Source organism: Streptomyces sp. NPDC085944 (genome assembly GCF_040686295.1).
Classification (GTDB): domain Bacteria; phylum Actinomycetota; class Actinomycetes; order Streptomycetales; family Streptomycetaceae; genus Streptomyces; species Streptomyces salinarius.
Window position 1 is genome coordinate 61,284 of sequence record NZ_JBFBJX010000004.1, and the last position, 21,178, is coordinate 82,461.

Below are 21,178 nucleotides of genomic sequence, written 5' to 3' on the forward strand. Positions count from 1 at the left end.
GAGCCATGAAGATCCTCATCAGTGCCGACATGGAAGGCGCCACCGGTGTCACCTGGCCGGCCGACGTGCTGCCGGGCACGCCGCAGTGGGAGCGGTGCCGGTCGATGTTCACCTCGGACGTGAACGCGGCCGTGCTGGGCTTCTTCGACGGCGGCGCCGACGAGGTGCTGGTCAACGAGGCGCACTGGTCCATGCGCAACCTGCTCCTGGAGCGGCTCGACGAGCGCACGGAGATGCTCACCGGACGGCACAAGGCGCTGTCCATGGTGGAGGGCGTCCAGCACGGGGACGTGGACGGCATCGCGTTCGTCGGGTACCACGCGGGCGCCGGCATGGAGGGCGTCCTCGCGCACACCTACCTCGCCAACCAGCTCACCGGCGTCTGGCTGAACGACATACGCGCCAGCGAGGGTCTGCTCAACGCACACGTGGTCGCCGAGTACGGCGTGCCGGTGGTGCTGGTCACCGGGGACGACGTGGCCTGCGAGGACGCGCTCGGGTACGCGCCGCAGGCGCGGAAGGTCGCGGTCAAGGACCACGTGTCGCGGTACGCGGCCGTCTGCCGCACGCCGGCCAGGACCGCCGCCGACATCCGGGCCGCGGCCAAGGACGCGGCGACGCTCGCGGTGCGCCACGATCCGGTGACCGGCGGGCCGTTCACCCTCGCCCTGGAGTTCGACGCCGAGCACCTCGCGGCGGCCGCGACCGTCGTGCCCGGGGTGGCGCAGGTCGGGGAGCGCAAGGTGGCGTACACCCACGACACGATGTTCGAGGCGATCCGGACGTTCAAGGCGGTCACCACGATCGTCTCGGCGGCGGTGGAGGAGCAGTATGGCTGAGCACACGGGCCCTGACACGGCCGCGGAAGCGGGCGGGCAGGCGCTGGACGAGGTGGTCCGGTTCACCTCCGAACTGATCCGCATCGACACCACCAACCGGGGCGGCGGCGACTGCCGGGAGCGGCCGGCCGCCGAGTACGCCGCCGCGCGGCTCGCCGAGGCCGGGATCGAGCCCACGCTCCTGGAGCGGACCGAGGGCCGCACCAACGTCGTGGCCCGTATCGAGGGCACCGACCCGTCGGCCGACGCGCTGCTGGTCCACGGTCATCTGGACGTGGTGCCGGCCGAGGCCGCCGACTGGAGCGTGCCCCCCTTCTCCGGGGAGATCCGCGACGGCGTGGTGTGGGGGCGCGGCGCGGTCGACATGAAGAACATGGACGCGATGATCCTCGCGGTCGTCCGCGACTGGGCACGGCAGGGAGTGCGGCCCCGGCGGGACGTGGTGATCGCGTTCACCGCGGACGAGGAGGCCAGCGCCGAGGACGGCTCCGGCTTCCTCGCCGACCGCCACGCCGCGCTGTTCGAGGGCTGCACCGAAGGCGTGAGCGAGTCCGGGGCGTTCACCTTCCACGACGGGGCCGGACGGCAGTTCTACCCCATCGCCGCCGGTGAGCGCGGCACGGGCTGGCTCAGACTCACCGCCCGCGGACGCGCCGGTCACGGTTCGAAGGTGAACCGGGAGAACGCGGTCACCCGGCTCGCCGCCGCGATCACCCGCATCGGCGAACACGAGTGGCCGCTGCGTCTGACCCCCACCGTGCGCGCCGCCCTGAGCGAGATCGCCGCGGTCTACGGCATCCAGACCGACCTGAGCGACGTCGACGCGCTGCTGGACAAGCTCGGCCCGGCCGCCAAGCTGGTCGAGGCCACCGTCCGCAACAGCGCCAACCCGACCATGCTGGACGCCGGGTACAAGGTCAACGTCATCCCGGGAGAAGCCGTCGCCCACGTCGACGGACGGTTCCTGTACGGGGGCGAGGACGAGTTCCGCGGCACCCTGGACCGGCTCACCGGGCCGGACGTGGACTGGGAGTTCGCCCACCGCGAGGTGGCGCTCCAGGCACCGGTCGACTCGCCGACCTACGCCCGGATGCGCGCGGCGGTGCAGGAGTTCGCACCCGAGGGGCACGTCGTGCCGTACTGCATGTCCGGGGGAACGGACGCCAAGCAGTTCTCGCGGCTCGGCATCACCGGCTACGGCTTCGCGCCGCTCAAGCTGCCCGAGGGTTTCGACTACCAGGCCCTCTTCCACGGCGTGGACGAACGGGTTCCCGTCGAGGCGCTGCACTTCGGAGTCCGCGTCCTGGACCGTTTCCTGCGCACGGCCTAGAGACAGCCCCGGGGCCCTGCGCCCGAACGAACGAGCAGTTGTTGGAGGAGAAGTGGGGGAGTCAGTGTCGACTCTTTCGTACGGATCGTGGCCCTCGCCCGTCGACGCGGCCCTCGCCGCCGCGCACGACGGACGGCCCGACGACGTCGCCTTCGTCGGCGACGAGGTGTGGTGGACCGCGCCCCGGCCCACCGAGGGCGGACGGCGCACCCTGGTGCGGCGGCACGCCGACGGCACCGAGGAGCCGGTCCTGCCCGCACCGTGGAACGTGCGCAGCCGCGTCATCGAGTACGGTGGCCGGCCCTGGGGCGCGGTCACGACCGACTCCGGCCCCTTCGTGGTTTTCGTGAACTTCGCCGACCAGCGGCTGTACGCCTGCACGCCGGGCGGCGACGAACCTCGCCCCCTGACACCGCTGTCCACGGTGGGCGGCGGACTGCGCTGGATCGAACCGGACCCGCACCCCGAGCGTGGTGAAGTGTGGTGCGTCCTGGAGGAGTTCACCGGCGAGGGCCCCACCGATCTGCGCCGCGTGCCCGTGGCGGTGCCGTTGGACGGCTCGGCGGCCGACGACCGCGGCGCGGTCCGCGAACTCGCCCCCGAGCGGCACCGCTTCGTCACCGGGCCCCGGCTCTCGCCCGACGGGCGCCGCGCCGCCTGGCTCGCCTGGGACCACCCGCGCATGCCCTGGGACGGCACCGAGCTGATCGTCGCGGCGGTCGGCCCCGAGGGCACCTTCCAGGACGCCCGGACCGTCGCGGGCGGACCCGAGGAGTCGATCGCCCAGGCCGACTGGGCACCGGACGGCACCCTGCTCCATGTCTCCGACCGCACCGGCTGGTGGAACCTCTACCGCGACGGGCAGCCCCTGTGCGCCCGTGAGGAGGAGTTCGGCGGGCCGCTGTGGAAGTTCGGGCAGCGCTGGTTCGCGCCCCTGGACAGCGGCCTGATCGCGGTCCTGCACGGCCGCGGCGCCGCCGTCCTCGGCATACTCGACCCCGAGACCGGCGAGGTCGTCGACGCGGCGGGCCCCTGGACCGAGTTCGCGCCCGCCCTCGCCGCGCACGGCGAGCGGGTCGTCGGCGTCGGCGCCAGCGCCCACAGCGGCTTTGAGGTCGTCGAACTGGACGCCCGCACCGGCCGCGCCCGCGTGATCGGCGCGCCCCACCAGGACGCCACCGACCCCGCCTACTACCCGCAGCCGCGGATCCGCACCTTCCAGGGCCCCGGCGGACGCGAGATCCACGCCCACCTCTACCCGCCGCACAACCCCGGCTGCCGGGCCCCGGACGGCGAACTTCCGCCGTACGTCATCTGGGCGCACGGCGGCCCCACCAGCCGCGCCCCGCTCGTTCTCGACCTGGAGATCGCCTACTTCACCTCCCGGGGCATCGGCGTCGCCGAGGTCAACTACGGAGGCTCCAGCGGACACGGCCGGGAGTACCGCAACCGGCTGCGCGAGCAGTGGGGGGTCGTCGACGTCGAGGACTGCGCGGCCGTCGCCCTGGCCCTCGCCGAAGAAGGCACCGCGGACCCGGAGCGGCTCGCCGTGCGCGGCGGCAGCGCGGGCGGCTGGACCTCCGCCGCGTCGCTGGCCGGCACCGACGTCTACGCCTGCGGCACGATCCTCTACCCGATCCTCGACCTCACCGGCTGGGGCACCGGGGAGACCCACGACTTCGAGTCGCAGTACCTGGAGAGCCTGATCGGCCCGTACGCCGAGGTCCCCGACCGCTACACCGAGCGGTCGCCCGCCGAGCACGCCGAGAGCGTCACCGCCCCGTTCCTGCTGCTCCAGGGGCTCGACGACGTGATCTGCCCGCCCGTGCAGTGCGAGCGGTTCCTGGCACGGATGGCGGGGCGAGGAGTGCCGCACGCCTACCTCACCTTCGAGGGAGAGGGACACGGATTCCGCCGGGCGGAGACCATGGTGCGCGCCCTGGAGGCCGAACTCTCGCTGTACGCCCAGACCTTCGGTCTGACCCCGCCCGGCGTCCCGACCCTGGAGCTGTCCCGATGAGCCGGGTGAGAGAGCTGGTCCGGCCGCCGCGGCTCGCTCCCGGAGCCAGGGTGGCCGTCGTCGCACCCAGCGGACCCGTGCCCGAGGAGCGGATCCAGGCGGGCCTGGACGTGCTCCGCGGCTGGGACCTCGACCCGGTCGTGGCCCCGCACGTCCTGAACCGGCACGGCACCTTCGACTACCTCGCGGGCACCGACGCCGACCGGGCAGCCGACCTCCAGGCCGCCTGGTGCGACCCGTCCGTGGACGCGGTGCTCTGCGCCCGCGGCGGGTACGGCGCACAGCGCATGGTCGACCTGCTCGACTGGGCGGCGATGCGCGCGGCCGGTCCGAAGGTGCTCGTCGGCTTCAGCGACATCACCGTGCTGCACGAGGCGTTCGCCACCCGCCTCGGCCTGGCCACCCTGCACGGACCGATGACGGCGGCGGCCGACTTCATCAAGAACGCGCGGGCACAGGAGCACCTGAGAGCCACCCTGTTCGCCCCGGAGACGGTCCGCGTGATCCCCTCCGACGGCACACTCCTGGTGCCGGGCCGGGCCCGCGGCGTCACCCTGGGCGGCTGCCTCGCCCTGCTCGCCGCCGAACTGGGCACCTCGCACGCCCGTTCCTCCGCGCGCGGCGGGCTGCTGTGCCTGGAGGACGTGGGGGAGGAGACCTACCGCGTCGACCGCTACCTCACGCAGTTGCTGCGCGCCGGGTGGCTCGACGGGGTCGCCGGCGTGCTGCTCGGCTCCTGGGAGGAGTGCGACCCCTACGAGCGGCTGCGGCCCCTGCTGGCCGACCGGCTCGGCGGCCTCGGCGTGCCCGTCGTCGAAGGCTTCGGTTTCGGGCACTGCGTGGGCGCGCTGACCGTCCCGTTCGGCATACCGGCGGAACTCGACGCGGACGCGGGCACCTTGACCCTGGACCGGCCGGCGCTGCGCTGACCGTCGTAGGCTGACCCCATGCCGCACACCCCGTCCCGTCACCTCGCCGAGGGCCCGCGCGTGGGCATCCGGCACTTCACCTACGAGGACGGTGCCGAGTTCACCGCCCGGGCCCGGGAGAGCAAGGACCTGCACCACCCCTGGCTCTTCCCGCCGGACAGCGCCCAGGCGTACGAGGCCTACGCGGGCCGGCTGATCGAGGACCGCACCAAGGCGGGGTTCCTGGTCTGCGAGAAGGACCCGGCCTCCGGGGACGGGCCCGGTGCCTCCATCGCCGGGTTCGTGAACATCAACAACATCGTCGAGGGGGGATTCCTCAGCGGCGCGCTCGGCTACGGCGCCTTCGCACACGCGGCGGGCCGCGGGCTGATGCGCGAAGGGCTGGACCTGGTGGTGCGGTACGCGTTCGGGCCGATGCGGCTGCACCGACTGGAGATCAACGTCCAGCCGGGCAACGCCGCCTCGATCGCACTGGCCCGCTCCTGCGGCTTCCACCTGGAGGGCTTCTCGCCGAGGATGCTCTACCTCGACGGCGCCTGGCGCGACCACCAGCGCTGGGCGATCACCGCCGAGACCGTGACTTCCGGTTGACCTTCATCGTGTCCAGGTCCGTCACCGTGCACCGCAGGTCGCGGAACCCGTAGCCGAGACCGCGCAGCGCACCCTCCGCCCGGTCCTCTGCGATCGCCCCCGCCATCTCCTCGCCGTCCGCCGCGTCCGACACCACCACGTAACGCATCGAGAAGTGCTTCAGCGGAGCGGGCTCGTACGACAGCGACCCCTCCTCGGTGAACCGCATGCTCGCCATCCCGTGCTCGCCCGCCTCGGCGAGCAACCGGGCCCGGGCCTCCTCGTTCAGACCGTCCCAGGTGCCCCGGACGATCACCCGGTAGGTGTGCTGCTCACTCACGCGCTGCTCTCTTCCCTCGTCCCGGCCCCGGCCTTCGTGGGCGCGCCGACCGCCCGACCCTACGTCCCCGCCCCCACCGCGTCCCAGCGGATTAAACGTGAGCCACATCGCCCCGGCCCGGCCGACGGAGGCCCTGTTCACCGGGGCGATGAGCGGCTTCCATGGGGAAGCGTGACGACGATCCGACGCGAGGTACTGACCCTGCCCGCCGCGCCGCTGGGCCCGGACAACCCCCTGCCGCCGCTGCGCCCCCTGGACGAGGTCCACCGCATCGACGACCGGGACCGGGCGGACCTGCCCCGCGACATGGCCCGTCAGGTGGACTACGCGCCACTGCGCAGCCTGCTGCCCGCCCAGGTCCGCGACGGCTACGGACGCGGACGTGAACCGAGCGGGCTGGACGCCCTCGTCATCGAGAACGACCGGCTGAGGGTCACCGTCCTGCCGGCCCTCGGCGGCCGCATCGCCTCCCTGCGCCACAAGCCGACCGACCGCGAACTCCTCTACGTCAACCCCGTACTCCAGCCCGCCAACTTCGCCCTCAACGGTGCCTGGTTCTCCGGCGGCATCGAGTGGAACATCGGCGCCACCGGCCACACCACGCTGTCCTGCTCACCCGTGCACGCTGCCCTTGTCCCCGCACCCGACGGCGGGCAGATGCTGCGTCTGTGGGAGTGGGAGCGGCTGCGCGACCTGCCCTTCCAGGTCGACCTGTGGCTGCCGGACGGCTCGGACTTCCTCTACGTCGGCGCCCGGATCCGCAACCCGCACGAGCACCCGGTGCCCACCTACTGGTGGTCCAACATCGCCGTCCCCGAGGACCGCCGGGTCCTCGCCCCCGCCGACGAGGCCTGGTACTTCGGCTACGAGCGCAGACTGCGCCGGGTCCCCGTCCCGGAGTACGACGGGATCGACCGGACGTACCCACCGAACAGCACCTACGCCGCAGACTACTTCTACGAGGTGCCGGACGGCCGGCGCCGCTGGATCGCCGCCCTCGACGAGCACGGCCACGGGCTGGTGCAGACCTCGACCGACGTGCTGCGCGGCCGCAAGCTGTTCGTGTGGGGCACCGGGCCCGGCGGACGGCGCTGGCAGGAGTGGCTCACCGAACCCGGCACCGGCGGCTACTGCGAGATCCAGGCCGGGCTCGTCCGCACCCAGCTCGAACACGTCAGGCTGGAGGCGGAGGAAGAGGTCTCCTGGCTGGAGGCCTACGGACCGCTCGACGCCTCGCCCGAGGGCGACTGGCACGCCGTCCTGCGCGGGGCCGAGGACCGGCTGGAGGCCGCCCTGCCGCGGGCCGACGTCGACGGTGCCTACGACGCCTGGCTGCTGTACGCCGACGCCGAGCCCGGCGAGCGCCTGGCCACCGGGTCGGGCTGGGGCGCCCTCGAAGTACTGCGGGCCGGATGGAAACTGCCCGGCACGCCCTTCGACGAGGACACCCTCGGCGAGCAGCAGCGGCCCTGGCTGCACCTGCTGCGCGCCGGTTCGCTGCCCGAGCCGGAGCACCGCGAACCGCCCGGCGGGACGCTGGTCGCCCGGCCCTGGCGGGACATGCTGGAGACGACGGCCGCCACGCCCCTGGCCGAGTACCACCTCGGCGTCGCCCAGTGGCACGGCGGCGACCGCGCACAGGCGGTACGCAGCTGGGAACGCGGACTCCAGAGCCTCCAGAGGCTCGAAAGCGCCCAGAGCCCCCGGAACGCCCAGGGCCCGAGGACCGCCGCCGACCGTTGGCCGTTGCTGCGCTGCCTCGCCGTGGCCGACCGGGAGGACGGCCACCACGAGCGCGCCGCCGACCGTTACGCGGAGGCCTTCGCCGACCTCTGCGCACGCCGGCCGGCCGGGCCGCAGGACGCGGGCGGGGACGGACGGTGGACGGCCGTCGCCGCCGCGCTCGGCGGCGAGGCGATCGGGGCGCTGCTCGCGGCCGGGCGCACCGCAGACGCCCGGGCCGTGTGGAAGCGGCTGGAACCGGCGACGCGGGCCCGGGGCCGCTTCCGCCTCATCGAGGCGGAGCTGCTGGCCGCCGAGGGCCGGCGTAAGGAGGCGCGCGCCGTCTTCGACGAGGGCTTCGAGGTCGCCGATCTGAGGGAAGGCGCCGAGAGCACAGGCCGGCTGTGGGCCCGCCTCGACGACGCACCGCTCCCGCCCCGCTACGACTTCCGGATGCGGCCGGACCGGGAGTGATCCCAACGCCCCGCCCGCCGGTCCAACCGGACCGGCGGGTCTATTTCTGCTGCCGGTCCACGTACTCGTAGATCGCCCCGTCGGGGTGCCGGGCGATCAGGTTCCGGCCGGCGGGCGTGGCGACCGGGCCGGCGATGATGTCCGCGCCCAGTGAGCCGAGGACGCGGTGCGTCTCCTCGACGTCCGTCACGGCGATGGTCGCGGCCACCTTGCGCAACACCTCGAGTTGGGACTCGGGCCCGCTCATCAGCAGGAAGCAGCCGACCGCGGCGACGTGGACCCCCCCGCGTTCGAAACGGAGGGCCTCGCCGCCGGCCAGTCCCTCGTAGAAGGGGATCGCCTTGTCCAGGTCGTCGACGTAGATGCGCAGTGTGGCTCCCAGAATGTCCATACGGAGGAGCCTAGTTGCGTCCACCGGCCGGTCGCCGCCGGTCCGGCCATGGAAGACGGGTCCGCGGGTACCCGCAACACATGGACCGCATGGATCACTTGGAACACCTGGACAGGCAACTGGTCGACGAGCTGGCGCAGGTGGCACGCGAGACCGTGCGGGACGAACTGCGCCAACAGACCCGCAGGCAGCGCCGCAAGGCCGCGCTGTACGCCGCGTCCGGCACGGCAGCCCTGTACGCGGGCGCCGCCGTCGCGCTTGCCGTGGGACTGGCACTCGCCGTCGTACTGCCGGGCTGGGCCGCGGCGTTGATCACGGCCGTTCTCCTGGGCGTCGTGGCGTACTTGCTGCGCGGCGCGGCCCGGCCGCACGCCTCCGGACCGGGCTCCGCCCACGGCGCCGGTCACGAGCACGTCGTCGGCGGCGGCGCGCCCGGCGGGCCCCCGAGCGGCCCCGGCGGTGTGCCGTACCCGCCGATGCCACCCGTCGCACCCTGCGGTGCGGGCGCGGCGACCGGCGCCCCGGGCGCGGGCACGCCCGCACCGCGCGGCACCGGACCGGCGGCTCCGCGCCAGGACGACATCGACCCCGAGGCCGGGCGCGAGCGCGGCTGACCGGCCGCGGACAGGGGTGCGCCCCGCACGGATGCCTTTTCCGTGCGGGGCGCCTTCTCGTGCGGTGTGCCGTGTCGTGCCGGTCAGGTGCCCGACGGGCCGTGCGTCAGGCGCTCTGCTGGAGCTGCGGCAGCACCTTGGTGCGGTACAGGTCGAAGAAGCCGCGCAGATCCGGGCCGATCTGGTTGACGTAGACCCGGTCGAAGCCGGCGTCGGCGAACTGCTTCAGCTCCGCCACGTGCTCGTCCACGTCGGCGCCGCACACCCGGTTGTCGCGGACCATGTCCTCGGTGACCAGGGTCTGCGCCTGCTCGAAGTGTTTCGGCGAGGGCAGCACCTGGCCCAGCTCGCCGGGCAGCTGCTCGTTGGCCCACAGCCGGTGCACCGTGCGCACGGCCGCGTCCTTGTCGGTGTCGTAGCAGACCTTGGTGCCGCCGCTGACCAGGTGGCCGCCGCCCCCGCCCTTGCGGTACTGCTCCACCATCGAGGCGTCCGGCATCATCGTGATGTAGCCGTCGCCGACCCGGGCCGCCAGCTTCGTGGCCGCAGGGCCGAAGCCCGAGATGTCGATCGGGACCGGCTCGTCCGGCACCGTGTACAGACGGGCGTTCTCCACCGTGTAGTGGGCGCCGTGGTGGTTGACCTCCTCGCCGGTGAGCAGCCGGCGGATGATCAGAATGGCCTCCTCCAGCATCTCCAGGCGTACGTGCGCGGCCGGCCAGGCGTCGCCGAAGATGTGCTCGTTCAGCGCCTCGCCGGTGCCGACGCCCAGCCGGAACCGGCCGTCGGTCATCACCGCGCTGGTCGCCGCGGCCTGCGCCACCACCGCCGGGTGGATGCGCATGGTCGGGCAGGTCACCGCCGTCTCGATCGGCAGGGACACGGCGTCGGACAACGCGCCGATCACCGACCACACGAACGGACTCTGGCCCTGTTCGCCGTTCCACGGGTGGTAGTGGTCGGAGATCCACAGTGCCTGGAAACCGGCCTGCTCGGCCATCCGGGCCTGCTCGATCAGCTCAGCGGGGCCGTACTGCTCGCACGAGAGAAAGTAGCCGTACTCGGGCATGAGGGGGTGCCTCCGACAGGGAGCGGGTGGGTCCGGGGCCGGGTACCCGGGCACCGGGCCGGAAACCGGCGGCACGGCGGCCTCCTCGCCGGTGGGGCGAGGCCGCGCCGGGGACGTTTGGGCGCCCTGGTCAAGGGGACGCGGAAGGCTCACGAGGTACGCGACAGCCCGGAGGCGAACCGTGAGCCGACCCCGCATCGTGATCGTCGGTGCCGGCTTCGCCGGGTACCGGACGGCCCGCACCCTGTCCCGGCTCACCCGGCACCAGGCCGACATCACCCTGCTCAACCCGACCGACTACTTCCTCTACCTGCCCCTGCTGCCCCAGGTCGCCGCCGGCATCCTGGAACCGCGTCGGGTCAGCGTGTCCCTGTCGGGCACGCTGCCGCACGTACGGCTGGTCCTCGGTGCGGCCGACGGCATCGACCTCGACGGGCACACCGTTCACTACACCGGCCCGGAGGGCGAGGGGGGCACCCTGCCCTACGACCGGCTGGTGCTCGCCGCGGGCAGCGTCAACAAGCTGCTTCCCATCCCCGGCGTCGCCGAGCACGCCCACGGCTTCCGCGGGCTGCCGGAGGCGCTCTACCTGCGCGACCACGTGACCCGGCAGGTGGAGCTGGCCGCGGCGGCGGACGACCGGGCGGAGTGCGCCGCGCGATGCACGTTCGTCGTGGTAGGCGCGGGCTACACCGGCACCGAGGTCGCCGCGCACGGCGCGATGTACACCGACGCACAGGTTCGCAAGCACCCGATGCGCACCGGCATGCGGCCGCGCTGGATGCTGCTCGACGTGGCGCCCCGGGTCATGCCGGAGATGGACGAACGGCTCTCCCGCACCGCCGAGCGGGTCCTGCGGCAGCGCGGTGTCGAGGTGCGGATGGGGACCTCCGTGAAGGAGGCCACGCACGACGGGGTGGTGCTGACCGACGGCACGAGCGTCGACACCCGCACGCTGGTGTGGTGCGTGGGCGTGCGGCCCGACCCGCTGGTGGAGTCCCTGGGCCTGCCCATGGAACGCGGTCGGCTGCTCGTCGACCCGCACCTCCAGGTGCCGGGCCGGCCCGAGCTGTTCGCCTGCGGTGACGTGGCCGCCGTACCCGACCTCAACCAGCCGGGCCAGTACACGCCGATGACCGCCCAGCACGCCTGGCGGCACGGCAAGGTCTGCGCCCACAACGTCGTCGCGTCGCTCGGCCGGGGGCAGCGGCGGGCCTACCGCCACCGTGACATGGGGTTCGTCGTGGACCTCGGCGGCGCGAAGGCCGCCGCCAATCCGCTCGGCGTGCCGATGTCCGGCCCGGCGGCGGGCGCGGTCACCCGCGGCTACCATCTCGCGGCGATGCCGGGCAACCGCGTCCGGGTCGCCGCGGACTGGCTGCTCGACGCGGTGCTGCCCCGCCAGGCCGTACAGCTCGGCCTCGTACGGTCCTGGTCCGTGCCGCTGGAGTCGTCGTCGCCCGAGGTCGCGCGGGTGCCAGGGCGACCGGAGGGGGACCGGAGGCCCGCGTCGCCCGACACGCAGCGGTCGGACACCGAGCCGACGGGCGAGCAGGCCGGCGGCACGACGAAGGACGCGGCGGCGAAGAACCATCCGGGCAGCGAGCCGGCGCGCTCCCGCCCGGGTGGCGAGCCTGCCAGGAGCCAGCCCGGCGGCGAGGGCGCCCGGAGTCAGTCCGGCAGCCAGCCTGCCAGGAACCAGCCCGGCGGCGAGGGCGCCCGGAGTCAGTCCGGCAGCCAGCCTGCCAGGAACCAGCCCGGCGGCGAGCCCGCCAAGGCACAGCGGGGTGGCGAACCGGCCAGGGGCCAGCCCGGCGGCGAGGGCGCCCGGAGTCAGTCTGGTAGCCAGCCTGCCGAGAACCAGCCCGGCGGCGAGCCCGCCAAGGCACAGCCCGGCGGCGAGCCCGCCAGGGACCAGCCCGGCGGCCAGGGCACCAGGAGTCAGTCCGGCGGCCAGCCTGCCGAGAACCAGCCCGGCGGCGAGCCCGCCAAGGCACAACCGGGCAGCGAGCCTGCCAAGGCACAGCCCGGCAGCGAGCCCGCCAAGAACCAGCCCGGCGGGGAGCCCGCGAAGAACCAGCCGCACGGTGAGCGGCGTACGCAGAAGCAGGGGCCGTCCGGCTCGCCCCGCGCGTCCGGCAAGCCACGTCGCGCCGTGGAAGCCGCCGGACCGCGCCCCGCCCGGGGAGGCTCCGGCAGACCGGGGAAGAACCAGCGTGCGGCCGGTGCGGGCTCCGCCGGCAAACGCCCCACCGCCCCGTCCGGACCGAGCCGGTCCGCGGGCCCGCCCACCGACCCCGGTCCCGAACCGCCGGCGAACCAGCCGCTCCCGGGACCCGACATCGCCCCCGGCCCGGTCAGGCGCACCGACGGCCGCACCGCGGAAGGAGACTCATGAACACCGGTGAACTCGTCGACCTCGGACAGCAGTTGCGCGTGGACAGCGTACGGGCGTCTGCCGCCGCGGGGTCCGGGCACCCGACGTCGTCGATGTCCGCCGCGGACCTGATGGCCGTACTGCTGGCCAACCACCTCCGCTACGACTTCGGGCGCCCCGCCCACCCCGGCAACGACCGCTTCGTGCTCTCCAAGGGACACGCCTCGCCCCTGCTCTACTCCGCCTTCAAGGCGGCCGGCGCCATCGACGACGAGGAACTGCTCACCTTCCGCAAGCTGGGCAGCCGCCTGGAGGGGCACCCCACGCCGCAGCGGCTGCCGTGGGTCGAGACGGCCACCGGGTCGCTCGGGCAGGGGCTGCCCGTGGGCGTCGGCATCGCGCTGTCCGGCAAGCGCCTCGACCACACCGACTACCGGGTGTGGGTGCTGTGCGGCGACAGTGAGATGGCCGAGGGATCCGTGTGGGAGGCCGCCGAGCACGCCGGGCACGAGCGCCTCGACAACCTCACCGTGATCGTCGACGTCAACCGGCTCGGCCAGCGCGGCCCCACCCGGCACGGCCACGACCTCGACGCGTACGCGCGCCGCTTCCGGGCCTTCGAGTGGCACACCATCGAGATCGACGGCCACGACGTCGACGCCATCGACCGCGCCTACGGCGAGGCCCTGTCCACCAGGGGACAGCCCACCGCGATCATCGCCCGCACCCTCAAGGGCAAGGGCGTCAAGGCCGTGGAGGACCGCGAGGGCCAGCACGGCAAGCCGCTGCCGGAGGCCGAGGAGGCCGTCGCCGAACTCGGCGGCGCCCGTGACCTCACGGTGCGGGTGCACGCGCCCGAGGACGCCCGGGCCCTGCACTCGACGGGCACCGGACAGACCGAGCTGCCCCGCTACGACAAGGGCGACGAGATCGCCACCCGCAACGCCTTCGGTGAGGCGCTGGCCGCCGTGGGCACCGCGCGCGGTGACGTCGTCGCCCTCGACGGCGAGGTCGGCGACTCCACCCGGGCCGAGTTCTTCGCCAAGGAACACCCCGAGCGCTACTTCGAGTGCTACATCGCCGAGCAGCAGATGGTCGCCGCCGCCGTGGGGATGGCGGCGCGCGGCTGGGTGCCGTTCGCCACCACCTTCGCCGCCTTCCTGACCCGCGCCTACGATTTCGTGCGCATGGCCTCGATCAGCGGCTCCGGCATCAACCTCGTCGGCTCCCACGCGGGCGTCGCCATCGGCCAGGACGGACCCAGCCAGATGGGCCTGGAGGACCTCGCGATGATGCGGGCCGTCCACGGCTCGACCGTGCTGTACCCGTGCGACGCCAACCAGGCCGCGCGCCTCGTCGCCGAGATGGCCGGCCTGGAGGGCATCCGGTACATGCGCACCTCACGCGGCGAGAGCAAGGTGATCTACGGACCCGACGAGGAGTTCCCCGTCGGCGGCAGCAAGGTGCTGCGCTCCTCCGACGCCGACCGGCTCACCCTCGTCGCGGCCGGCGTCACCCTGCACGAGGCGCTCGCGGCGGCCGACGCCCTCGGAGCGGACGGCATCCCGGTCCGGGTGATCGACCTGTACTCCGTCAAGCCCGTCGACCGGGCCACGCTGCGCGCGGCCGCCGAGGAGACCGGCTGCCTGGTGACCGTGGAGGACCACCGCCGCGAGGGCGGCATCGGCGACGCCGTCCTGGACGCGTTCACGGACGGACGGCCCGTGCCCCGGCTGGTGCGCCTCGCGGTCACGACGATGCCGGGCTCCGCCACCCCGGCGGAGGAGCTGCACGCCGCGGGGATCGACGCCGAGTCCATCGAGGCGGCCGCGCGAATGCTCGTGGAGCAGGCGATCGTGCCGTGAGCGGGCGCGGGGGCCGCAACGACGGCAGCGGCGGTGACGGCGCCCGGACCGTGCGGGCCGGGCGCCGCACCGTGGAGGTCCACCGGCCGGACAAGGTGCTGTTCCCGGCCGGTGCGGGCGGCGCCGAGGACCCGAAGGAGTACACCAAGGGCGATCTCGTCGACTACCACCGGGCGGTCGCCCCGTTCATGCTGCCCCACCTGCGAGGCCGCCCCCTGATGCTGGAGCGGCATCCGGACGGGATCGACGGACCGCGGTTCATGCAGAAGAACACCCCGGAGCACTACCCGGAGTGGATCGAACGCGTCGAGGTCGGCAAGGAGGGCGGCACGGTCCGCCACACCGTCTGCGACGACTCCGCCACCCTCGTCCACCTCGCCGACCAGGCCGCACTCACCCTGCACCGCTGGCTGTCCCGGACCGGACGGATCGGCCGGCCCGACCGCATGGTCTTCGACCTCGATCCGGCCGGAGACGACTTCGAGGCGGCCCGGGCGGCGGCCGGGCTGCTGGGCGAGCTGCTCGACGAGCTGAAGCTGCCCTCGGCGCCGATGACCACCGGCTCCCGGGGGCTGCACGTCGTCGTGCCGCTGGACGGCCGCCAGGACTTCGACGGCGTACGCGACTTCGCGCGGGCCGTCGCCGACGTGCTGGCCGCGGCCCACCCCGACCGGCTCACCACCGCGGCCCGCAAGAAGGACCGCGGCGACCGCCTCTACCTCGACATCCAGCGCAATGCCTACGCCCAGACCGCGGTCGCCCCCTTCACCGTGCGCGCCCGCCCCGGCGCCCCCGTGGCCACGCCCATCTCCTGGGACCAACTGGACGACCCCCGCCTGCACGCCCGCCGCTGGACCATCGCGGACGCCGTGGAACAGGCCCGCACCAGGCCCTGGGCCGGGCTCACGGACCACGCCCGGGCCCTGGGCCCCGCCCGGCGGCGGCTGAACGCCATGCACGACTGAGCGAGCCGCGCAACTCGGCGAGGTTTGGCGAACACACCTGCGGCCACACGGAGGGGGAGGTGGCCATGCCAAACACGAACAGCACATCCGACTCGCACAACGCACCACAGAGTTCACGAAAGCCGCATACATCGCAGAAGACTCAGAAGGCTCAAGCGTCACAGTCGCCACAGGAGCCGCGCCGTCCCAAGCCGATGGAGGTTCTGCGCGAGGCGCGGGCCCAGCTGGCGGAGCTCACCGGGGTGACCGCCGAGTCCGTGTCGTCCTTCGAGCAGACGGACGAGGGCTGGGCGCTGGAGATCGAGGTCCTGGAGCTGGAGCGGGTCCCCGACACCATGAGCCTGATGGCGAGCTACCGGGTGGAACTGGACGCCGAGGGGCAGCTCACGGGCTACCGGCGTGTACGGCGCTACGAGCGCGGCCGGGCCGACGCCCGTGGCAGCCGCTAGGCCGGCGCACGGCGCCCGCCCGTACCCGCGCACACCACCCAGACCACCGACAAGATGGAGGAACTGCAGGCATGACTGTCGTACCGGCACAACAGACCGGCGGCGGAGGCGGCAGCAGCGGCCTCTACGACGTGCTTGAGCTTGTTCTGGACCGGGGGCTCGTCATCGACGCCTTCGTGCGTGTCTCCCTGGTCGGCATCGAGATCTTGAAGATCGACGTCCGTGTCGTCGTCGCCAGCGTGGACACCTATCTGCGCTTCGCCGAGGCGTGCAACCGGCTCGACCTGGAGGCCGGGCCGCGCAAGGACCCGGGACTGCCCGACCTGGTCGGCGAGATGACCGAGTCCGGAGCCCGTGGCAAGTCCAAGGGGGCGCTGTCCGGTGCCGCCGAGACCATCTCCGACGCGTTCAAGCAGGCCCGTGACGAGGGCGGTTCCGAGCGCGAGACCTCGTCGCGACCGCGCGCCCGCAAGGCCGCGCCCTCGCGCCGGAAGGAGGAGCAGGAGTGAGTACGTACGTCTACGGCATCACCGCCGCCACGCATCCCTCGCTCCCCGAGGGCACGGGCGGGGTCGGTGATCCGCCGCGCGAGGTGCGGATCCTCAAGGAGGGCGACCTGGCGGCCGTCGTCAGCGACGCACCCGAGGGGCTGCGCCCCAAGCGCAGGGAGCTGCTCGCCCACCAGAACGTGCTCAGCGAGGTCGGCGCGGACGGCTGCGTGCTGCCCATGCGCTTCGGCAGCGTCGCCCCGGACGACAAGGCGGTCACCGGGGTGCTCGCCGAGCGCGCCGAACACTACGCGGAGCGTCTCGGAGCGCTGGACGGCCGGGTCGAGTACAACGTCAAGGCCACCCACGTCGAAGAGGCCGTGCTGCATCACGTGATGGCCCAGAACCCCGAGATCCGCGCCCTCGCGGAGTCCAACCGGCAGGCGGGCGGCGGAACGTACGAGACGAAGATCCGGCTCGGCGAGATGGTCGCCGAGGCGGTCAAGGCCAGGGAGGCCGAGGACGCCACCACCCTGGAGCGCGCCCTGGAACCGGCCGCCGACGCCGTGAGCGTGGGTCCCGAGTCCACCGGCTGGCTGGCCAACGTCTCGTTCCTGGTCAAGCGGGAGGCGGCCGACGACTTCCTGGAGTCCGTCGAGCGGGCCCGCGGCGACATGCCGCACGTGGAGGTCCGACTGAACGGTCCGCTGCCGCCGTACAGCTTCGTCGAGCCCGGCCCGGCCGAGCCCGCGGGCACCGCGGCCGGCGGGGCGGACGCCGGAGCGGGGTGACGACATGGGGCTGCTCTCGGAAGTCCTGCTGCTGCCGCTCGCGCCGGTGCGCGGCAGCGGCTGGGCCATCAGACAGGTACTGAGCGAGGCGGAGCGCATCTACTACGACCCCGCGACCGTGCGAGCCGAGCTTGCCCGCCTGGAGGAGCAGTTGGAGGCCGGTGAGATCACCGAGGAGGAGTTCGACCGACAGGAGGACGAGCTTCTGGACCGGCTGGAGATCGCTACGCGCACGAGCGCGGGATTGGGCAACGGGACGGCACCATGAACCGAACGGGACTGGGCCTTGCGATAGGGGCGGGCTATCTGCTGGGACGCACCAAGAAGCTGAAACTCGCGGTCGCCGTGGGCACCATGGTGGCCGGCAAGAAGATGAACCTGACCCCGAAGGGCATCGCCGAACTGGTCTCCGGACAACTGCAGAACAACCCCCAGTTCAAGGAGATCGGGGACCAGCTGCGCACGGATCTGCGGGGCGTGGGCAAGGCGGCCTCGGGCGCCATGGTCGAGCGGCAGCTGGACGCGCTGGCCGACCGGCTGCACGGGCGCACCGCCGAGGTGCGCGACCAGCTCTCCGGCGTGGCGTCTCAGGCGCCAGGCGTCGGATCCGACCACTCCCGCGACTCGGACGAGTCGCAGGACTCGGAGTACGAGGCGCACGACGAGCGCGATGAGCGCGAGCACGACGAGCGCGGGGAACGGCGCGCGCCGCGGAGTGAGCGGCCGACGAGGAAGGCTCCGCCCGAAGCGCGGAAGACGGCCAAGAAGTCGCCCGCGAAGAAGGCCGCGCCCAAGGCGCCCGCGAGGAAGGCGGCGGCGAAGCGGGCCCAGCCCGCGAAGAAGGCGGCCGCCAAGAAGACGTCCGGTGCCCGCCAGTCGAAGGGCGGTGGTGAGCGATGAGCGACACCCTCGGATCCGCGGCCTCCAAGGCGGGAGACGCCGCGAAGAAGAACCCGCTGGCCGACGTCGCGCAGAGCGAGGCGGCCGACCGCCTGAAGGCAGAGGTGCAGGACTACCTCGCCGCCCAGGCCACCCGGCTGCTGACCGGCCTCGGCACCAAGCTCGGCGAGACCACCGGCAAACTCAACGACATCGCCGAGGGCAACAGCCCCGGATTCGCCCAGCTCGCCCTCGACGGCGGGCGCAAGCTCGCCGAGGGCAAGGGCCCGATGCGGGCCGCCCTCGAGGTCGGCGCCGGCAAGGTGAAGGACAACGTGGTCGGCGCCTTCGAGAACCTCACCGGCGGCAAGGGCGGGAAGAAGGGCGGCGGCGGCCAGAAGCCCACCGTCATCATCGAATACGTCGACGTCGGCGTACCGCTGCGCACCGCCTACGACCAGTGGACCCAGTACCAGGACTTCAGCACCTTCTCCAAGGGCGTCAAGAGCGCGAACCGTGCCGACGACACGACCTCCGACTGGCAGCTGAAGGTCTTCTGGTCCAACCGCAGTTGGAAGGCGACGACCACCGAGCAGGTGCCCGACGACCGGATCTCCTGGACGTCCGAGGGTGCCAAGGGCTCCACCAAGGGCGTCGTCAGCTTCCACGAGCTCGCTCCCAGCCTGACCCGTGTGGTCCTGGTCATCGAGTACTACCCGAGCGGCCTGTTCGAGAAGACCGGCAACATCTGGCGCGCCCAGGGCCGCCGGGCCCGGCTCGACCTGAAGAACTACGTCCGTCACATCACCTTCAAGGGCGAGGCCGACGACGGCTGGCGCGGCGAGATCCGCGACGGCGAGGTCGTCCGCAGCCACGAGGACGCGGTCGCGGAGGAGGAAGAGCAGCAGGACCGGGAGCAGGAACCGGAGCAGGAGTCCGAGGGCGAGGCGGAGGCCGAGTACGACGAGGAGCCCGAGGGCGAGTACGAGGGCGAGTACGAGGAAGAGCCCGAGGGCGGGTACGAGGAGGAGCCGGAGGAAGAGGGCGACCCCGAGTACGAGGACGAACCGGAGGGTGAGTACGAGGAGCCCCCGGCGGACAAGGAAGCCGGGGAGGACGAGTACGCGTCCCGTGACGAGTACGAGGACGCCGAGGGCGGGAGCCGTCGATGACCACCCCCAGTCGGCTGCCCGATCCCTACGGCCAGGGACAGAGCGCCAACCTCGCCGACATCCTGGAGCGGGTGCTCGACAAGGGAGTCGTGATCGCGGGCGACATCAAGATCAACCTGCTCGACATCGAGCTGCTGACCATCAAGCTGCGGCTCGTCGTCGCCTCCGTGGACAAGGCCAAGGAGATGGGCATCGACTGGTGGGAGAGCGATCCCGCCCTGTCCTCGCGCGCCCGGCACGACGAGCTCACCCGGGAGAACGCGGCGCTGCGTGAACGCCTGCGTGAGCTGGATCCGGGCCGGGTCCCGAGGGAGGCGCCGTGACCGGACTGCGCTACGTCTACGCCGTCTGCCGTCCCTTCGACGCGGCGCTGCAGACCCAGCTCACGGGGGTCGCGGGCGACCCACCACGGCTGCTGCCGCACGGCGACCTTGTCGCCGTCGTCAGCCATGTGCCCGAGGCCGACTTCAGCGAGGAGGAGCTGCGCGCCCACCTGGAGGACCTGGACTGGCTGACCGCCACCGCCCGCGCCCACCAGCAGGTCGTCGACGCTCTCACCGCCGTCACCACCCCGTTGCCGCTCCGGCTGGCCACCGTCTTCCGGGACGACAGCGGCGTACGCGTGATGCTGGAGGAGCGCGAGGCGGCCTTCCGGCGCACGCTCGACCGGCTGGACGGGCGGGTGGAGTGGGGCGTGAAGGTGTACGTCGAGACGGAGAAGACCGAGCAGTCGGAGCAGGCGGGGGCCGGGCGGTCGGCCCCGCCCGCGCCGAAGCCCGTCTCGGGCCGGGACTACCTGCGGCAGCGGCGCCGGCAGTCCCGGGCGAGCGACGACCTGTGGAGCAGGGCCGAGGAGTTCGCCACGGGGCTGCACGCGACGCTGTCCGGCCGGGCCGACGACGCGCGGCTGCACGCACCACAGAATCCGCGCCTTTCCGGGGCGGCCGGGCGAAACGTCCTCAACGCCGCCTATCTGGTGCGCCGCGACGCATCCGAGGAATTCGTGGAAATGGTCGACCGGACGAAGGACGACGTGCCCGGAATCCGTGTGGAACTCACCGGGCCCTGGGCGGCCTATTCCTTCGCCGGAGAGAACGCGGGGGAGGGATCATGACCGTCGTGGAGCGCCGTGAGATCGCCCTAGTGGACCTGCTCGACCGGCTGCTGGCCGGCGGAGTCGTCATCACCGGCGACGTCACGCTGCGCATCGCGGACGTCGACCTGGTCCGCATCGACCTGAACGCGCTGATCAGCTCGGTCAACCGCAACGTCCCCTCACCGTTCGGGGACTGACATGGCCGAACACCCCGGGAATCCGGAACCGGCCGAGCCCCGCGCGCGCCGCCTCGACCTCGACCCCGACACGGTCGAGCGCGACCTGATGAAACTGGTGCTGACGGTCGTCGAGCTGCTGCGCCAGCTCATGGAACGCCAGGCGCTGCGCCGCGTCGACGAGGGTGACCTGAGCGAGGACCAGGAGGAGCGGATCGGGCTCACCCTGATGCTCCTCGACGACCGCATGACCGAACTGCGCGACCGCTACGGACTGCGGCCCGAGGACCTGAACCTGGACCTCGGGCCGCTGGGACCGCTGCTGCCCCGGGAGTGAGCCTCACTCCCGGGGCAGCAGCCTCGTCACCGGCCGTTCGTTACCGGCCGTGCGTCACCGGTCGTTCACCACCGGTACCAGCGGCCCCTGCCGCCACCGGTCTTCGTCCCGCGGGCCAGGAAACCGATCAGCCACAGGACCAGAACCGCCAGAGCGATCCACCAGAGAATCTTCACCGCGAACCCGAAACCGAAAAGAACGATCGCGAGAAGCAGTACGAGCAGAAGCGGAACCATAATGTATAACCTCCTGTCGTACTGGTTTCCCGAAATTCACCGGACAGGC

Annotated in this window: 24 protein-coding genes; 20 read left to right on the forward strand and 4 right to left on the reverse strand. The window is 72.9% G+C overall.

Annotation, left to right across the window (positions count from 1 at the left end):
• The first annotated feature begins 5 nt into the window (after positions 1-5).
• The 5 genes from AB0P07_RS08970 to AB0P07_RS08990 all read left to right on the forward strand — a co-directional run bounded on the left by AB0P07_RS08970 (position 6) and on the right by AB0P07_RS08990 (position 5,709).
• Positions 6-839 (forward strand): M55 family metallopeptidase, encoded by an 834-nt coding sequence (locus AB0P07_RS08970; protein WP_365547190.1) that lies wholly within the window; start codon positions 6-8, stop codon positions 837-839.
• Entirely contained in the window at positions 832-2,169 is a 1,338-nt protein-coding gene (locus AB0P07_RS08975) for a M20/M25/M40 family metallo-hydrolase (RefSeq protein WP_365547193.1), read from the forward strand. The genes AB0P07_RS08970 and AB0P07_RS08975 overlap by 8 nt, the downstream gene beginning before the upstream one ends.
• 64 nt (positions 2,170-2,233) lie before the next feature.
• A complete protein-coding gene (locus AB0P07_RS08980) occupies positions 2,234-4,189 on the forward strand; it encodes a prolyl oligopeptidase family serine peptidase (RefSeq protein ID WP_365547196.1) in 1,956 nt (651 codons plus the stop codon).
• The gene (locus tag AB0P07_RS08985; RefSeq protein WP_365547198.1) at positions 4,186-5,118 is read left to right on the forward strand and encodes an LD-carboxypeptidase; all 933 of its coding nucleotides are present in this window, start codon (positions 4,186-4,188) and stop codon (positions 5,116-5,118) included. The genes AB0P07_RS08980 and AB0P07_RS08985 overlap by 4 nt, the downstream gene beginning before the upstream one ends.
• 18 nt (positions 5,119-5,136) lie before the next feature.
• Positions 5,137-5,709, forward strand: coding sequence for a GNAT family protein (locus AB0P07_RS08990; RefSeq protein ID WP_365547200.1), 573 nt, complete (start codon positions 5,137-5,139; stop codon positions 5,707-5,709).
• On the opposite strand, the gene AB0P07_RS08995 is transcribed toward AB0P07_RS08990, so the two are convergent.
• Positions 5,681-6,028: a DUF6204 family protein gene (locus tag AB0P07_RS08995; RefSeq protein ID WP_365547203.1), complete on the reverse strand. Its 348-nt coding sequence runs from the start codon at positions 6,026-6,028 to the stop codon at positions 5,681-5,683. The two genes, AB0P07_RS08990 and AB0P07_RS08995, sit on opposite strands and share 29 nt — an antisense overlap.
• 171 nt (positions 6,029-6,199) lie before the next feature.
• Between AB0P07_RS08995 and AB0P07_RS09000 the strand changes: the two genes are divergently transcribed.
• A complete protein-coding gene (locus AB0P07_RS09000; protein ID WP_365547206.1) occupies positions 6,200-8,224 on the forward strand; it encodes a DUF5107 domain-containing protein in 2,025 nt (674 codons plus the stop codon).
• A 40-nt stretch (positions 8,225-8,264) separates the two neighbouring features.
• Here AB0P07_RS09000 and AB0P07_RS09005 read toward each other — a convergent pair whose 3' ends face one another.
• Positions 8,265-8,615, reverse strand: coding sequence for a VOC family protein (locus AB0P07_RS09005; RefSeq protein WP_102931879.1), 351 nt, complete (start codon positions 8,613-8,615; stop codon positions 8,265-8,267).
• Positions 8,616-8,695: 80 nt separating this feature from the next.
• Between AB0P07_RS09005 and AB0P07_RS09010 the strand changes: the two genes are divergently transcribed.
• The gene (locus AB0P07_RS09010) at positions 8,696-9,229 is read left to right on the forward strand and encodes a phage holin family protein (protein WP_365547209.1); all 534 of its coding nucleotides are present in this window, start codon (positions 8,696-8,698) and stop codon (positions 9,227-9,229) included.
• A 106-nt stretch (positions 9,230-9,335) separates the two neighbouring features.
• On the opposite strand, the gene AB0P07_RS09015 is transcribed toward AB0P07_RS09010, so the two are convergent.
• Positions 9,336-10,298: an LLM class F420-dependent oxidoreductase gene (locus AB0P07_RS09015; RefSeq protein ID WP_365547211.1), complete on the reverse strand. Its 963-nt coding sequence runs from the start codon at positions 10,296-10,298 to the stop codon at positions 9,336-9,338.
• A 181-nt stretch (positions 10,299-10,479) separates the two neighbouring features.
• On the opposite strand from AB0P07_RS09015, the gene AB0P07_RS09020 reads away from it, so the two are divergent.
• The 13 genes from AB0P07_RS09020 to AB0P07_RS09080 all read left to right on the forward strand — a co-directional run bounded on the left by AB0P07_RS09020 (position 10,480) and on the right by AB0P07_RS09080 (position 20,893).
• Positions 10,480-12,696: an FAD-dependent oxidoreductase gene (locus tag AB0P07_RS09020; RefSeq protein WP_365547213.1), complete on the forward strand. Its 2,217-nt coding sequence runs from the start codon at positions 10,480-10,482 to the stop codon at positions 12,694-12,696.
• Positions 12,693-14,540, forward strand: coding sequence for a transketolase (locus tag AB0P07_RS09025; RefSeq protein ID WP_365547216.1), 1,848 nt, complete (start codon positions 12,693-12,695; stop codon positions 14,538-14,540). The genes AB0P07_RS09020 and AB0P07_RS09025 overlap by 4 nt, the downstream gene beginning before the upstream one ends.
• Before the next feature lie 50 nt (positions 14,541-14,590).
• On the forward strand, positions 14,591-15,505 hold the full coding sequence (gene ligD, locus AB0P07_RS09030; RefSeq protein WP_365548113.1) for a non-homologous end-joining DNA ligase: 915 nt from the start codon (positions 14,591-14,593) through the stop codon (positions 15,503-15,505).
• Between the two features lie 65 nt (positions 15,506-15,570).
• Positions 15,571-15,954, forward strand: a complete 384-nt coding sequence (locus AB0P07_RS09035) for a gas vesicle protein (RefSeq protein WP_365547219.1) — start codon at positions 15,571-15,573, stop codon at positions 15,952-15,954.
• A gap of 71 nt (positions 15,955-16,025) precedes the next feature.
• Complete coding sequence (locus tag AB0P07_RS09040) at positions 16,026-16,463, forward strand: gas vesicle structural protein GvpA (protein WP_030178468.1); 438 nt, start codon at positions 16,026-16,028, stop codon at positions 16,461-16,463.
• The gene (locus AB0P07_RS09045) at positions 16,460-17,233 is read left to right on the forward strand and encodes a GvpL/GvpF family gas vesicle protein (protein WP_365547222.1); all 774 of its coding nucleotides are present in this window, start codon (positions 16,460-16,462) and stop codon (positions 17,231-17,233) included. The genes AB0P07_RS09040 and AB0P07_RS09045 overlap by 4 nt, the downstream gene beginning before the upstream one ends.
• Positions 17,234-17,237: 4 nt before the next feature.
• Complete coding sequence (locus AB0P07_RS09050) at positions 17,238-17,501, forward strand: gas vesicle protein GvpG (protein ID WP_365547224.1); 264 nt, start codon at positions 17,238-17,240, stop codon at positions 17,499-17,501.
• A complete protein-coding gene (locus tag AB0P07_RS09055) occupies positions 17,498-18,133 on the forward strand; it encodes a DNA primase (protein WP_365547226.1) in 636 nt (211 codons plus the stop codon). Before AB0P07_RS09050 ends, AB0P07_RS09055 begins: the two co-directional genes overlap by 4 nt.
• Positions 18,130-19,284: an SRPBCC family protein gene (locus tag AB0P07_RS09060; protein WP_365547229.1), complete on the forward strand. Its 1,155-nt coding sequence runs from the start codon at positions 18,130-18,132 to the stop codon at positions 19,282-19,284. The genes AB0P07_RS09055 and AB0P07_RS09060 overlap by 4 nt, the downstream gene beginning before the upstream one ends.
• Positions 19,281-19,607, forward strand: coding sequence for a gas vesicle protein (locus AB0P07_RS09065; protein ID WP_073730590.1), 327 nt, complete (start codon positions 19,281-19,283; stop codon positions 19,605-19,607). The genes AB0P07_RS09060 and AB0P07_RS09065 overlap by 4 nt, the downstream gene beginning before the upstream one ends.
• Positions 19,604-20,398 carry a GvpL/GvpF family gas vesicle protein gene (locus AB0P07_RS09070; RefSeq protein ID WP_365547232.1) on the forward strand — a complete coding sequence of 265 codons (795 nt, stop codon included), beginning with the start codon at positions 19,604-19,606 and terminating at the stop codon, positions 20,396-20,398. Before AB0P07_RS09065 ends, AB0P07_RS09070 begins: the two co-directional genes overlap by 4 nt.
• Positions 20,395-20,577, forward strand: coding sequence for a gas vesicle protein (locus AB0P07_RS09075; RefSeq protein ID WP_003972471.1), 183 nt, complete (start codon positions 20,395-20,397; stop codon positions 20,575-20,577). Before AB0P07_RS09070 ends, AB0P07_RS09075 begins: the two co-directional genes overlap by 4 nt.
• A gap of 1 nt (position 20,578) precedes the next feature.
• Positions 20,579-20,893, forward strand: a complete 315-nt coding sequence (locus AB0P07_RS09080) for a gas vesicle protein K (protein WP_365547235.1) — start codon at positions 20,579-20,581, stop codon at positions 20,891-20,893.
• Positions 20,894-20,958: 65 nt separating this feature from the next.
• Here the strand turns inward: AB0P07_RS09080 and AB0P07_RS09085 are convergent, their stop codons facing one another.
• The gene (locus tag AB0P07_RS09085) at positions 20,959-21,129 is read right to left on the reverse strand and encodes a hydrophobic protein (RefSeq protein WP_365547238.1); all 171 of its coding nucleotides are present in this window, start codon (positions 21,127-21,129) and stop codon (positions 20,959-20,961) included.
• Positions 21,130-21,178: the final 49 nt, after the last annotated feature.